Source organism: Arthrobacter silviterrae, assembly GCF_011045165.1.
Classification (GTDB): domain Bacteria; phylum Actinomycetota; class Actinomycetes; order Actinomycetales; family Micrococcaceae; genus Specibacter; species Specibacter silviterrae.
In genome coordinates this window covers 15,685-28,792 of record NZ_JAAKZI010000043.1, presented here as the reverse complement: position 1 = coordinate 28,792, position 13,108 = coordinate 15,685, and the positions used below count along the sequence as shown (strand labels likewise).

11 protein-coding genes are annotated in these 13,108 nt (G+C 64.2%); 4 read left to right on the top strand and 7 right to left on the bottom strand.

Going from position 1 to position 13,108, the window contains the following annotated elements:
* Window positions 1–738, top strand: a 738-nt coding sequence (locus tag G6N77_RS17710) for a mannosyltransferase YkcB-related protein (RefSeq protein ID WP_205678394.1), incomplete at its 5' end; no start/stop codon positions are given.
* Window positions 739–1,073: 335 nt separating this feature from the next.
* Here the strand turns inward: G6N77_RS17710 and G6N77_RS17705 are convergent.
* Window positions 1,074–1,760 carry a response regulator transcription factor gene (locus G6N77_RS17705; RefSeq protein ID WP_165183494.1) on the bottom strand — a complete coding sequence of 229 codons (687 nt, stop codon included), beginning with the start codon at window positions 1,758–1,760 and terminating at the stop codon, window positions 1,074–1,076.
* A gap of 133 nt (window positions 1,761–1,893) precedes the next feature.
* On the opposite strand from G6N77_RS17705, the gene G6N77_RS17700 reads away from it, so the two are divergent.
* The 3 genes from G6N77_RS17700 to G6N77_RS17690 all read left to right on the top strand — a co-directional run bounded on the left by G6N77_RS17700 (window position 1,894) and on the right by G6N77_RS17690 (window position 5,945).
* Window positions 1,894–2,742 (top strand): phosphatase PAP2 family protein, encoded by an 849-nt coding sequence (locus tag G6N77_RS17700; RefSeq protein WP_165183493.1) that lies wholly within the window; start codon window positions 1,894–1,896, stop codon window positions 2,740–2,742.
* On the top strand, window positions 2,739–5,342 hold the full coding sequence (locus G6N77_RS17695) for a bifunctional lysylphosphatidylglycerol flippase/synthetase MprF (protein WP_165183492.1): 2,604 nt from the start codon (window positions 2,739–2,741) through the stop codon (window positions 5,340–5,342). Before G6N77_RS17700 ends, G6N77_RS17695 begins: the two co-directional genes overlap by 4 nt.
* A gap of 264 nt (window positions 5,343–5,606) precedes the next feature.
* Complete coding sequence (locus G6N77_RS17690; RefSeq protein WP_276609830.1) at window positions 5,607–5,945, top strand: LexA family protein; 339 nt, start codon at window positions 5,607–5,609, stop codon at window positions 5,943–5,945.
* Between the two features lie 181 nt (window positions 5,946–6,126).
* On the opposite strand, the gene G6N77_RS20210 is transcribed toward G6N77_RS17690, so the two are convergent.
* The 6 genes from G6N77_RS20210 to G6N77_RS17665 all read right to left on the bottom strand — a co-directional run bounded on the left by G6N77_RS20210 (window position 6,127) and on the right by G6N77_RS17665 (window position 13,038).
* Window positions 6,127–6,249 (bottom strand): hypothetical protein, encoded by a 123-nt coding sequence (locus tag G6N77_RS20210; RefSeq protein ID WP_276609829.1) that lies wholly within the window; start codon window positions 6,247–6,249, stop codon window positions 6,127–6,129.
* A gap of 730 nt (window positions 6,250–6,979) precedes the next feature.
* The gene (locus G6N77_RS17685) at window positions 6,980–9,238 is read right to left on the bottom strand and encodes a transglycosylase domain-containing protein (protein WP_165183490.1); all 2,259 of its coding nucleotides are present in this window, start codon (window positions 9,236–9,238) and stop codon (window positions 6,980–6,982) included.
* Window positions 9,239–9,424: 186 nt separating this feature from the next.
* Entirely contained in the window at window positions 9,425–10,645 is a 1,221-nt protein-coding gene (locus G6N77_RS17680) for a redoxin domain-containing protein (RefSeq protein WP_165183489.1), read from the bottom strand.
* Entirely contained in the window at window positions 10,638–11,525 is an 888-nt protein-coding gene (locus tag G6N77_RS17675) for a cytochrome c biogenesis CcdA family protein (RefSeq protein ID WP_165183488.1), read from the bottom strand. The genes G6N77_RS17680 and G6N77_RS17675 overlap by 8 nt, the downstream gene beginning before the upstream one ends.
* Window positions 11,522–12,562, bottom strand: a complete 1,041-nt coding sequence (locus G6N77_RS17670; RefSeq protein WP_205678393.1) for a cytochrome c oxidase assembly protein — start codon at window positions 12,560–12,562, stop codon at window positions 11,522–11,524. The genes G6N77_RS17675 and G6N77_RS17670 overlap by 4 nt, the downstream gene beginning before the upstream one ends.
* A complete protein-coding gene (locus tag G6N77_RS17665) occupies window positions 12,559–13,038 on the bottom strand; it encodes a MarR family winged helix-turn-helix transcriptional regulator (protein ID WP_165183487.1) in 480 nt (159 codons plus the stop codon). The genes G6N77_RS17670 and G6N77_RS17665 overlap by 4 nt, the downstream gene beginning before the upstream one ends.
* Window positions 13,039–13,108 lie beyond the last annotated feature (70 nt).

Below are 13,108 nucleotides of genomic sequence, written 5' to 3'. Positions count from 1 at the left end.
CCCTGGTTTGTGCCCACGATCATCGTTCTCGGCGCCGCGGCCGCCGCCGTCCTTTCAGCTGCCGTGCGAAACACGGCCTCCACACCCTGGAAGCGAAGCCGGCTGCGGTATCGCTACATGGGACCGGGCTTGGCGTTATGCGTCGTGCTTGCAGGACCGGTGGCCTGGTCCGTGTCCACCCTCAACCCGACGTACGCGGGGACAGCCAACGACGCCCATGCCGGCCCGTACCTGGCCACCGCCGACGCGAGCCAGCGCATGAGTGCAACCCTCAACGACGGGAACTACGGGATCGGTCTGGCCTCCAACCGTGCCGTGCGCGAAACGGCGGCCGCCGAGGCCGAAATGTATCGGTACGCCACCGCCCACAGCACCAGTGCGGGCTACGCGATGGCCACCGACAGTTGGCGCAGCGCGGCGCCCCTGATTCTTAGCGGAGGAGGGCAAAGGGTGCTGCCCATTGCCGGCTACAGCTCCAGGGTGCCCTCACCAACTGCGAAGGAAATCAGGAACCTCGCCGCCGCCGGGTCCCTGCCGTTTATCGTGCTGACCGGCGACGGCGCCAAATCCGGACACACCACACCCCACTTCGATGCCATCGCCCAATGGGTCCACCAACACTGCACGCCAGTACCACCATCGGCCTACCTGCCAGCCACACGGTCCGGAGATGCCACCGGCACGGCCGTCACCAGCCTCTTTCACTGTCACCCGGGCATCCGACCAGGCCTGTCGTAATACCGAAGACAGTGAAGCGTTCAAGCCACCAAGGTCAGCGGGATGCGGCCATTTGATTTCAACAGCGCTGCTGGGAGACCCCATCGGGGGAGGACCCGCAATCCTTCGCTTTCCGAAGTTTCGGCAACCACTCCACCCTGACAACACAGCACCTTGATTACATGCATGGGTAAATATCGGTTCGGACGCACTGGGCCATGGTTGTGGTGTGTGCCTTCACCGAATCGTGTGGTCCCGCCTTGGGATCTTCGCGCATGGTTGAGGATTATTGGCGGTGAGGCGATGGCTCGGATCGGTCCGGTTCAATGCCCAGAGAAATCAATGCAGGGATTGCTTTAGTGGGTTGCTTCCCGGTCTGCGCCAAGCAGGTAGCCCATGCCTCGGACGGTGGTGAGTGTGGACAGGTTGAACGGGGCGTCTATTTTGCGGCGCAGGTAGCCGACATATACTTCCACCACGTTGTCACCGCCTTCAAAGGCGGGGTCCCAGACGTTGTCCAGGATTTCGGCTTTGGAGACCACTTGGTCGTGCCGGCGCATCAAGAATTGCAACAGCCCGTACTCGCGGGCTGTGAGGGCAATGGCACTCTCGCCGCGGTGGACGCTGCGGTTCATGGGGTCCAACCGCAATGTCCCCAACTCCATCACCACCGGCCGTTCCGGGGCGCCGCGCCGGATCAAGGCCCGCAGCCTGGCGACTAGGACGAGGAAGCTGAACGGTTTGGTCAGGTAGTCATCGGCGCCCAGGTCAAAGGCATCGGTTTGGTCGTATTCGCCGTCCTTAGCCGTGAGCATCATCACCGGTGTCCAGATCATGCGCTCCCGCAGCTCCTTGAGCACGTCGTAGCCGTTCTTCATCGGCAGCATCAAATCCAAAAGGATCACGTCATAGGGATTCTCCGTAGCAGCCCACAGGCCGCTGACCCCGTCATGGACCACTTCCACAATGAAGCCTTCATTCGTCAAGCCGCGCCGGACCGTCTCGGCCAACAACGTCTCGTCTTCCACCAATAGGATTCGCATCTGAGTCCTTCCCTCGTACCAGCAGTATGACTGGCCGACCCTGAGAGGCGACTGAGAAAAAGGAATCCACAGGCACCTCTCAGCAAACGCGTGGCATGCTGGCACCAATCGTCCGCGCCAGCTCAGGAAGCCCATGATCCACAACAAGCCCCAAACACCAACGACACCGGAGCGGCTCTGGCCGCATCTTCGTTCGTGGTGGTGGTCAGGGCTCGGTGCCCTCGTCTTCGCGGCCACTGTTGCCATCGGGCTGGCCATCAAGGCCTCCGGACCCAAGCCGGCCGAGCTTGGCGTGGATATCGCCCTGGCACAGGACCGCAACCCGGTCCTGAGTGCGCTCTCGCTGGCCATCCACTACGGCCTGGGACCCCTCGGTGCCGTCATCATCCTCGTCTTAGCCTGCCTGATCCTGGTCCGGCGCAGTGTGAACGGCGCCCTGGCCTTCGGATCAGTCGTTGGTGTGGGCTGGCTAGCCTCGGCCATTGCCAAATACCTCGTGGCACGGATGCGGCCCCCTTCCGACACCGTGCACGCGCTGGTCCACGAACAGGGCCTGACCAGTTATCCCTCCGGACACACTGCCTTCGCACTCGCCCTGGCCTGTGCTTTCGTCCTCGTGGTGCCCCGCAGCCGGCGGGCGAAGGCGGTGTCCATGGCCGCCGGGGCCGTGTTCGTGGCGCTGGTCGCCTTCTCCCGGCTCTATCTGGGCGTGCATTACCCCAGTGACGTCCTCGCCTCTGTCTTCATAGCCGGTGCCGCCATAGTGGCCTGGCTGCCCGTTTGGAACCATCTGATCGCGCCCCAGTTCACCAAGCAGGCCCGCCTGTCCCCGTCTTCCCGGACCCAGGGCCGGACCGGCCGCGTCGAGCAGACTGGCGAAGCCGCCCTGCACGCGGACGGCCGGGACGATGGCCCCACCAGCAGAGACTGCCAGATCCAGGAGCGGACACCACCCATCGGGGAATCCAAGGAAAATCCATGAACGCGACTGGACACTCCTCGTCTCGTATCCGGAACTTCGTGATTGGGCGCCGCATGCCCGGGTGGCTCAAGGCCGTCAAGAAGGCCCCAGTAACATGGCTTCTTCTGGTGTTCTTGTGGGTGCCCGGGCTGCTGACCGGCACTGTTCTGACCGGACTTCACGGGTCGTTGCGTCATATGGCTGTAGTCACCGTCTCCTCACTCCCGGCGCACTGGTGGGTAATCGTGACCGGAGCGTTCTGGGAACGGGGACTTGGCGGATATCTGCTCGGAACCGCGTTGTTGCTCGCGGTAGGTAGTCCAACTGAACGCAAATTGGGCAGCCTGCGCTTCGCGGTCGCCGGACTGGCAGCCCAAGTTGCGGGCGTCATTACCGTGATCGGCATGGTCCACGCGGGACGGAACCTGATGGGCAGCTGGTCCGCACAGTTGGTGACCCACTCCTATCTCGGACCTTCGGCATGGGTGCTGGGTGCGGCGCTGGCTGCGACCGCGACCTTGGAGACACTATGGCGCCGGCGCCTGCGGCTCCTGACCTTTACGCTGTTGATTCTTCTGGTCCTCTACAGCGGCTCCTTCCCCGACCTAGTCAGGCTCACAGCTGCCACCGCGGGAGTGTTCCTGGGACCAGTGCTATGCGGCCGCGCCCCGCGTTTGAGCGTCCCGGTCACCTCCGGCAGGGAAGCCAGGGTCCTGATCGCGCTCATCGTGGCCGCTTCCGCGGTAGGGCCCGTCCTCGCGGGCCTGCTGCCCCATGCCGTCGGTCCCCTGTCTGTGCTCCGTTTCCTCTTCACCAACATCCAAGCCGTTGACCCGCTGACCCTTCAATCCCTGTGTGCCGACCCCTCCCAGGTCAGGGACTGTGCGTCCGCCCAGCTGCAACTGCGTGCCGGTGCCGGCGGAATATTCATGGCGATTCTGCCCTCGGTGTTGCTGTTGGTGGTCGCCGACGGGCTGCGCCGTGGCCGCCGCTTCGCATGGTACTCGGCATTGATCATCCAAGGCGCACTGGCACTTCTTGCAGGCACCTACATTGCCGCAGCACTGATGCCTGCCGCGCCAAACCATTCCCCCAACGAGGGCCTGGGGGCCATTGACGTATCCGCCTACCACCACCCGTTGAGCCTGATCCTGCCACTGCTGTTGCCAACACTGCTGGTGGTCCTGCTCCTAATCACCAGGAGACTTTTTCTCGTCAGTGCACCACCGAAAACCTACCGCCATTTGGTCAAGGCCGTGCTGATCACCGCAGTCCTCCTCTCCACCGTCTACGTCCTGGCGGGCCTAGCCTTGGCCCGCGAATTCACGCCAGTCCCGGGCCTGCCGGATCTGCTCGCCGACCTGCCTGACCGGTTCCTCCCCTTGGGCTACCTTTTCGATCTGTCCCCGGCGTTCTTCCCGCAAGGAAGCGCCACCGTCGTACTCTATGAAAGCATCGGCATCACCTTTTGGACCATCACCGCGGTCCTGATCCTCCGATCCTTTTTGCGCCCAGCCCACAACATCCACGGCACGGATTCCAACCGCGCCCGGAACATCCTCAAGACCACGGAGGGGTCCTCACTGTCCTGGATGACCCAATGGCACGGGAACAGCTACTGGTTCTCCAGCTCCGGCAACAGCTTCATCGCCTACCGGTCGATTTCGGGCATCGCACTGACCCTCGGCCCGCCCGTGGGCCCCCCAGCGGAACTGCATACCACCATCAACGAATTCGTCCACCATGCAGCGGATCAAGGCTGGACCCCCTGCTTCTACTCCGTCCCCGGGAACATCAAAGACGCTGCAGAAGACCTCGGATGGGGTGCTGTACAGGTAGCCCAGGAAACCATCCTGGACCTCGCGACCCTCTCCTTTACCGGCAAAAAATTCCAAGACATCCGCACAGCACTGAACAAAGCCGCCAAAGAAGGCATCCACACCCAATGGGTCTCCTACCCAGAAGCCCCCCTGGCCATCGCCGATCAAATCCACGCCATCTCAGAAGAATGGGTCGCCGACAAAAAGATGCCCGAAATGGGCTTCACCCTCGGCGGTCTCGAGGAGATCAACGACCCGGAAGTACGATGCCTGCTAGCCATCGATGACCAACACACCATCCACGCCCTCGCCTCCTGGCTGCCCGTCTACCGGGACGGGGCCGTCGTCGGCTGGACCCTTGACTTCATGCGCCGACGCAGCACCGGTTTCCGGGCCAGCATCGAATTCCTCATCTCCTCAGCAGCCCTGTCCTTCAAAGACGACGGCTATGAATTCCTCAGCCTCTCCGGCGCGCCCCTGGCACGGATCAAGCAAGAAGGCACAGACAACGCATCAAAAATCCCCAACCAGCAAATGGCCGCACTGGACCAGCTCCTCAACCGCCTCGGAACCCTCCTGGAACCCGTCTACGGATTCACATCACTGCTACAGTTCAAATCAAAATTCCAACCACGCTACGAGCCCCTCTTCATGCTCTACCCCGACGCCGCAGCACTTCCCAGCATCGCCAACGCCATCGGCAAGGCCTACCTGCCCAAAGTATCCTTCCGGCAAAGCCTCAGCCTCGCCGGAAGAATCATCCGCCACCCCGCCAAGTCCCGCAACGAACCCGGGCAATGACACCACCCAACACCATCACAGGGCCAAGCACCTACCTCCGGCAATGGCATTGGGCCCGCGTCAACCGTCCCGCACACCATTTGGCTTACGGTCACTCAACGACGTGATGACGTCGCAAATAGCCGATCTCTCCTTCGTCATCGTGAGTTGACTCGGTGAACCCCTGTCTCCGAAGACCCAAAGTGTACGTATTCCGTGTTCTGCAGCGGTCCATAGCAACATGTGTCCTCCCGTGGCCGGCCGAAAAGTCGCAAAGAAGAATGTTTGGCAGCCTTGGGACAGCTTGGGCAGAACAGGCACTTTCTACAGAGAATGATCAAGGATGTGACGAGCACGTACCTGGTGCGCGTGTCGGGGCATTCCATGGACGGTGCGGGCATCAGCGACGGGGATGAGCTGATCGTGAACCGGGCGCTGGAACCCAAGGACGGGTCCGTCGTCGTCGCGGTCCTGGACGGGGAGCTGACCGTGAAGCGGCTGCGGATCGCCAAGGGCGGGGTGGTGTTGCAGGCGGAGAACCCGGAGTACCCGGACATTAAGGTTGCGGAGCTGGCGTCCCTGCAGATTTGGGGCACGGCCACCCTGGCCCTGCACCACCTCTAAGCGGCTGCTCTTCGGGCGAGGGTGGTGGAGTGGTGCGTATCCGGACGGCTGAGCCGCACGGGCCGGCGTTGATGCCCTCGAGTGATTACATCGCGCATGTGGACGTGAATATTCTGTTCCCTGAAATCTGTTGTTGGCTGGCTTGATGGCAGATGCCGTGATGCGTAGAAGCCGTCCTGGTTCACCCGTGGGAGTGGAAATGGTGTTTCACGTCGTGGGAGGGGATGCCCAGTACGGGGACGGGTTGTGTGGTGAGCAGTCGGTGCATCAGGGAGCCGGAGACGAGTTCGTCGACTTTGGCCATGATTCCCGGGCGACGGGCGACGGGCGCCGATGACGATGGTGGACGCCCCGACGGTCTGGGCCAGGCGCCCCAATGCCAAGGCGGGGTCTCCGCCGATGATCCGCATGGCCCATGTCGTGGAGTAGTCAGCGGCAACGTCACCGAGGGATTCTTTTAGTCGGGCCGCTGCAATGGCGGTGTCATCGTCCGGATCAAGGACTGGATCCAGGGAGATCGGCAGAACCTCATTGCCCGGGGCCCATTCGATGAGGTAGCTGGCTGGATCCACGAATGCTGCGATGAGCGGAGCGGAAAGGCTTTCAGCCAGTTCCAAGGCCCGAGTCCACACCGCCGGGTTCTGTCCCGGGATGATGCCGGCGATGACGGGGGAACCGGTAAACCGTGCAATTCCTGCTGACTCACTCATGAGGACTGCTTTCTGTGATCTTTGGTGGCGACGGTGGATTCGGAAAGGAACTCCCGGACGGGCCGGCCAATCTCGTTGCCGGGCCCCGGCAGGGACCACCTGGGATGGGTTCTCAATCGTCCTGTCAAGGGACAGCTTGCCCTGCTAGATCTGGCGCCAGTCATTCCACCCCCATGGTAATGACGAGGTTGGCAGCCTGCACTCTTCGCCGCGGGCGCCCAGCGTCAGGCGGCGCCGGGCTCCCAGGACATCACGGCCGACAACAACGACACCTACCAAGCCGGGCATGGCTGGACTTGATTCTTGAGTGGCCCTTCTTCCTGACTACTTCTTCTTGTGGCTGCCGGGCTTCGTCGTGGCGGGGGCTTGGTTCGGTGCGGGCGGCACCGGCTGGACGGGGGCGTCGGTGCCCTTGGGGTCGTTGACGCCCACCACCAGGGGTGCGGTGGTGGCCAGCATGGTTGCCGGGGGCTTTTCCAGGGGCTGGGCGGCGTAGGCCGGAATGCCGGCCGCGGCGTTCATGACGCCGGCCCACTGGGTGCCGGCCAGGTTGGCGCCGTCCACGCCCACCCAGTAATGGCCGTTGATGGTGATGTCCTGGTTGACCCAGAACGGCCCAATGCCCTTGTAGCTGCCGAACCAGGAGGCCGTGGAAATGCCGGAGTTGGCGCCGATGGTCCAGGTGTTGGTGTTGCCGTCCGTGGTGCCGGTCTTGGCAAACGCGGTGGCCTTGTCGTTGAGCGGGATCAGGTAGCCCGAGCCCCTGACCAGCATTTGCTGCAGCGTGTACTTCACACCGTTCGCCACGTCCTTGGAGATGGTCTGCTGGCAGTTGGCGCCCGGCACCGGGTAGCTCTTGCCCGTGTTGTCCGTGATGGAGGTGAGGGCGATCGGGTCGCAGCGCACGCCGCCGCTGGCAAACGTGGCCATCATGGTGGCCATGTTGATGGGGGCCACGTTCTCGCTGCCGATCAGGTTGGAGATCTTTGAAACATCGTAGGGCTTGTTCGTGGCGCCGTCGGCAAGGCCGGCCGCCGTCGCCATCTTTTGGATGTTGCAAAAGTCCAGGGCGGCAGCCGTCTGGAAGGTGATGGTGTTGATGGAGTTGTACAGCCCTTCCAGGGCCGTCATGGGGTAGTAGTGGTTGGGGTCGTCGTTGGGCAGCAGCTTTGTCCCGGACGCCGGGTCATAGCTGCCCGTGGTTTTCCCGCAGCTGTTCTTCCAGTTGTAGCCCACCGGATAGTCCCGCACCGCACCGTTGACCATGGTCATCATGGAATGGCCGGAGTTGAGCCATTCGGCGTACACAATGGGCTTGAAGGTGGAGCCGATCTGGAAGCCGCCGGCCCCGTGCAGGGAATTGCCCTTGGCGTCATTGAGCGGCAGAGCGAAGTTGCCCATGTAGTTCCCCGGCTTGGATGCCGGGTTGTAGACGGTGTTTTGCGCCATGGTCAGGACCTTGCCGGTGCCCGGCTGCACACTGACCACTGCGGCCCCGCGCTGGAGCGGGTCGGTTGCGGAAATGGTGGCATTCACCTGGTCCTGGGCCACCTGCTGCAGTTTCGGGTCCAGGGTGGTCTTGATGGTCAGCCCGCCCTGGTAGAGGAACTTGCTGCGTTCGTCCTGCGTGGCGCCAAAGGCGGGATCATTGAGCACCAGCTGCTGGACATAGTCACAGAAGTACGGTGCCATGGCCGCGGCAACGCAGCCCTGGGACGGCTTGTTCAGGTGGACGGTCAGCGTCGCCTTCACGGCGGCACCGTACTGCTTTTGGGTGATCTTCTTCTGGGCCAGCATCTTGCCCAGCACCTCGTTGCGGCGTGTGACCACGTTGTCCGGGTGCGCCACCGGATCGTAGACCGAGGGGCTGTTGACCACCCCGGCCAGGGCGGCAGCCTGGGGCAGGGTCAGGTTCTTGGCATCGGTGTTGAAGTACAGTTTGGCGGCGGCCTGGATGCCGTAGGCGCCGTTGCCGAAGTAGATGAGGTTCAGGTAGCCCTGGAGGATCTGGTCCTTGGAGTACTTTTTCTCCATGGCGATGGCCATGCGCATTTCCTTGAGCTTGTCGCCCACGGTCTTTTGGGCGCCGAGCTTGACCTGGCTTGTGTCTCCCTTGGAGACCAGGTTTTGGATGATCACGTTGTTCACGTACTGCTGGGTGATCGTGGAGGCGCCCTCGCGCCCGCCCTGGACCGTGGCGACAACGGCGCGCAGGATGCCGGTGGGGTCGATGCCGCCGTGCTGGTAGAACCGGGCGTCCTCAATGGCGACGATGCCGTTCTTGATGTAGGGCGACATGTTCGCCAGGGTTACATCGTGCCGGTCCTCGGCATAGAACCGAGCGATCACGGAACCATCACTGGCGAGGACCTTGGTGGTCTGGGCGGGCGGGTCAACGTCCAGGGTTTCCGGGAGTTGATTGAACATGTTGATGGAGTTATTGGCTACCGTGGCAGCCAACGCGGTCGCCGGGGTGAACAGGCCCGCAACCAAGGCCCCGCAGGCGATGCTGACGATCATCAGGAGCAGCAGCCTGCCCAGGGTGCTTGTTGTGGTGACAACGGGCCTTCTTATTGATTTCATCAGTCTGTGGGCCTTTCACGATCGGCCCGGCGATGGGCGGGGCTTGGGGAGACAGGTGCGGGTTGTTCGAGTTGCGGCATCGTGGCGGGTGGTAAGTCTGAAGAAAGGGTAATTAGCGGGATCGGGAATGTGGTGGCTCGTGGCAGGCAGCGGCATTTGGGCCGGGTCAGCTCATCCGGCCCAACCTCAGCTTCCTCCTTGGGCAAGGCTGTGGAGGACGTACTCCAGCTGTTCGGCGGTCATGGCCCCGGGGTGGCGCACCAGCATGGTTCCGTCCGGGCCGATGACTGCGGTGAACGGCAGGCCGGGAATCTGGTAGGCGCCGGAGGCGGTCCCGGCGGGGTCGCTGAGCAGGGGGTACGTGGTGCCGTATCTGGCTGCGAAGGCGGCCGCATCGCGGGGGTTGTCGGCGACGTCGATTCCGACAAAGTTGGTGCTTTTGCCCAGGTTCTTGTGGGCCTGTTCGATGGCGGGCATCTCGGCCACGCAGGCGGTGCAGGTGCTGGCCCAGAAGTTGACCACGGTGACCTTGCCCTTGAACGCGCCCAACGAGGTGGTGCTGTTGGGGTGGGATAGCCGCGGCAGTGTGATCGCGGGTGCGGCGGCGTTGATCGAGGCTCCTGCCTGGCTGGCCGTCGCGGCCGGCGACGGTCCGGCGACGTGGATTGAGGCGGCATTGGGCAGCAGGTCCACCGCGGCCTGGGCCATGGCATGGGCGTACAGCTCGGTGTTGGCGGATGCGGTGCCGAACTGGCCCAGGGCCGCTTCTTTGCCGGCCGGGTCGATGTAGAAGATTTCCGTTCCGTGGACGACTGATTTGGTCTTGGGGTCCAGCTCGATCGGCACGCCGTAGGCGGCGGCGTCGGCGGCCAGCTGCTTCGGGCTGCCGGTGCCAAACACCCAATTGGTGTCCCCGGCCAGCCCGTGGCTGTCCGTCCATTCCTTGACAGCTGATGGGGAGGGGTAGTAAGGGTTGGCGTTGATGGAGAGGAACACCACGTCCTTGGCGTTCGCGCCCAGGTCCTTGTTGGCGGCGACCACGTCCTGGGCCAGGAGCGTGCACAGGTCCTCGCACTTGTCGTCGTTGAAGGAGAGCACCACGGACTTGCCGCGGAATTGGGCGAGCGTGACGTGTCTGCCTGCCTGGTCTGTCAGCGAGAGGGCCGGGGCCGTCAGCTGGGGCGCGGACTGCGGGTCCAGCTGGAGCAGGGTGGAGGCGGCGGCGTTGATGCCGGGCTCGACGGCGGTGCTTCCCTGGGCTGCCGGGTTGCCGCGGGTGCTTGGCACCATCCCCGAGGCGAGCAGCACCACGACCACGGCCATCAGGAGCAGGGTTCCCGCCCCGCCCCACAACAGCGCCCTGCCCCGGGGGATTGGTGTGGGGTCCGGTGTGGGTGTTTCAGGCATGGGTTTTTCCTTCCGAATGGTCAGCCTCCCGGGTGTCTCCGGGGCTTGTCCGGGTTTTGAGTGTGACGACGGCGATGCCTGCCAGTACCGCGGTCAGCAGGACCGCTGCGGTGGTTGCCATGTGGCCTGCGATGAAGGACGTCACTGCGCCCTGCACGGCGCCCACGGCGCCAAACGGGCCGGCGGCCATCGGGAAGTGGAGAAGGTCCGCGGCCCAGTAATAGGAGAGGTAGAGTCCGGATGCCGCCAGCACCGCACCGGAGACCGCTGGCAGGACGCGCCCGGCTTTGCGGAATTGGCGCAGCAGCCCGCTTCCCGCGATGGCCGTCGCGACGGCTGCGCCCGTCACAAAAAGGCCCATGCCCAGGGCGTAGGAAAGGTAGCAGGCCAGGCCCGCCCAGAACCCCAGGCGGGTGAACGAGCCGCCCACGGCGGCCAGGAACAGCGGCAGGGCGCAGCTCAGCGATCCGATGGCGTAGGCGATGCCGAAGACGAACGTCGCGGCAAACGTCCGCCCTCCCGGCGCGATTCTGGGCGTGGGCAGCCGCAGGTAAAGCGGATGCCTGCACAGAGTCGAAAGGCCCAGTGCCGCCATCAGGAACCCGGCCGCGACCATGAACCACGGCAGCCATCCCGAGGCCAGGGCAGCCCCGGAGACCAGGAGAAGGCCGAGCGTGCCAAAGACGGCCACGAAACCGCAGGTGACGCCGGCGCCGGAGACGAGCCCCTTGGCCGTCCTGGCCGCGCGTCGTCCGTCGGTCCCCCCGGTGAACAGGGCCAGGTAGGCCGGCAGCAGGGGGAACCCGCACGGATTGATGGCTGCCACCAGCCCCAGGGTGAAGGCGTAACTCGTTGCCGCAGCAACCGCCAAGGGGCTCATGGCCGGGTCCCGTCCCGGGACGCCAGGCCCTCCAGGTAGCTGTTGTAGTCATCCAGGTCCACGTCCCCTACACGGGCCGCCCGGCGTTCGGCGGCCGCTGCCTTGCGTACGTCGGAGCGCTGCCACTTGGACACCAGGACCCCTAGCACCAGCAGCGTGGGGAACTCGGTGAAGCCCCAGGCGATGCCGCCGCCAACGCCCTGGTCCGCCAGCGGCATGATGTTCCAGCCCGGCATGGGCGTGGCGTAAAAGTGCACCAGCAAGGTGGTGGACATCATGACGACCACGCCGAAAAAGGCGTGGAACGGGGTGGTCGCGGCAAGTTCGAGCACCGGCAGCACCTCCCCGGAAATGGACCGCAGTCCCCGGCCGGTTTGGCGCGGGGAAGGGTCCACGCCCAGGATCCCCCAAAAGTACAGGAAACCGATCAGCAGGAAGTGCAGCAGCATGAGGTTGTGCCCCCACCACGTGCCCATCAGCCCGTCAAAGAGTGGGGTGAAGTACAGCCCGTACAGGCTCATCACGAACAGTGCAAAAGTTACCACGGGGTGGGTGAGGATGGAGGCGGGAACCGAGTGCAGGACACCAAGCACGCCCCGGCGCGCCTTCCCGGCGCGGCCGTGGCCGGCCGGGAGCACCCGCAGCACCAGGGTCACGGGGGCTCCGAGGACCAAAAAGACGGGGCAGAGCATGTTCAGCGCCATGTGCTGGATCATGTGGACGCTGAAAAGCTCCATGCCGTAACCGTCGATCCCGGTGCCGGTGACAAACAGGATGCTCCCCACGCCAACGATCCACATGATGGTGCGCCCCACCGGCCATGCGGCGCCTCGGCGCCGCAGCACCAGCAGCCCTGCCGCGTAGCCAAACAGCAGTGCCACGGCCAGGGCCGGCATCACGGGGATCGGCTGCGGATGCCAGGCCAGCACGTTGGCAACGGTGGGAGGTGCAGTGGGCATCCACATGGGCCCGGACATGACAGCGTGCGGGTTGCCCAGGCCGGGCATCGGCGGCATGCCGGAAAGGCGCACGCTCACAGCCCCACAATCATCAAGTCCGCAGCTGGCGGTTCCCCGGCGGCCCCGGCAAAGATTTCAAATCCGGTCTTCACGGCCTCCCGCTCCGCCGGCGACAAGGTCCCCAGCAGGGCCGCGATCTCGGCCCGGCGGGCCTCGGTGACCGTGTCGTGGATGTCCCTGCCATGGTTGGTGAGGGAAATAATCACTTCCCGGCGGTTGGTGGTGCCCACCTGCCGGGAAATCAGGCCGGCTGTCACCATGCGGTCCGCGAACCGGCTGAAGCTGGACTGGTTGGCGCCGAGCTTTTCGGAGAGCTCGCCCATGCGCAGCGGGCCAAAGTCGGAGAGCACGACCAGCACCCTGAACTGGGGCAGTGTCACGGTGTCCATGACGGTGGCCAGCGACCTGGCAATGACGCCCAGCAGGGCGCGTGAGGCCGTCAGGGTTTCAACGATGGCGTCGCCGGTCACCGCGGCCGGGGTGCTAGGATTCATGATTGCAGTATGGCATATATTGCATGAGTGCATAAAATTATGGCGCAAGCCCAGACGTGAGGATCCCTGC

Coding starts and splice junctions, on each gene's coding strand:
- G6N77_RS17705 (WP_165183494.1), bottom strand. CDS start 1,760: ATGCGAATCCTATTGGTGGAAGACGAGACGTTGTTGGCCGAGACGGTC.
- G6N77_RS17700 (WP_165183493.1), top strand. CDS start 1,894: ATGATCCACAACAAGCCCCAAACACCAACGACACCGGAGCGGCTCTGG.
- G6N77_RS17695 (WP_165183492.1), top strand. CDS start 2,739: ATGAACGCGACTGGACACTCCTCGTCTCGTATCCGGAACTTCGTGATT.
- G6N77_RS20210 (WP_276609829.1), bottom strand. CDS start 6,249: ATGGCCAAAGTCGACGAACTCGTCTCCGGCTCCCTGATGCACCGACTG.
- G6N77_RS17685 (WP_165183490.1), bottom strand. CDS start 9,238: ATGAAATCAATAAGAAGGCCCGTTGTCACCACAACAAGCACCCTGGGC.
- G6N77_RS17680 (WP_165183489.1), bottom strand. CDS start 10,645: ATGCCTGAAACACCCACACCGGACCCCACACCAATCCCCCGGGGCAGG.
- G6N77_RS17675 (WP_165183488.1), bottom strand. CDS start 11,525: ATGAGCCCCTTGGCGGTTGCTGCGGCAACGAGTTACGCCTTCACCCTG.
- G6N77_RS17665 (WP_165183487.1), bottom strand. CDS start 13,038: ATGAATCCTAGCACCCCGGCCGCGGTGACCGGCGACGCCATCGTTGAA.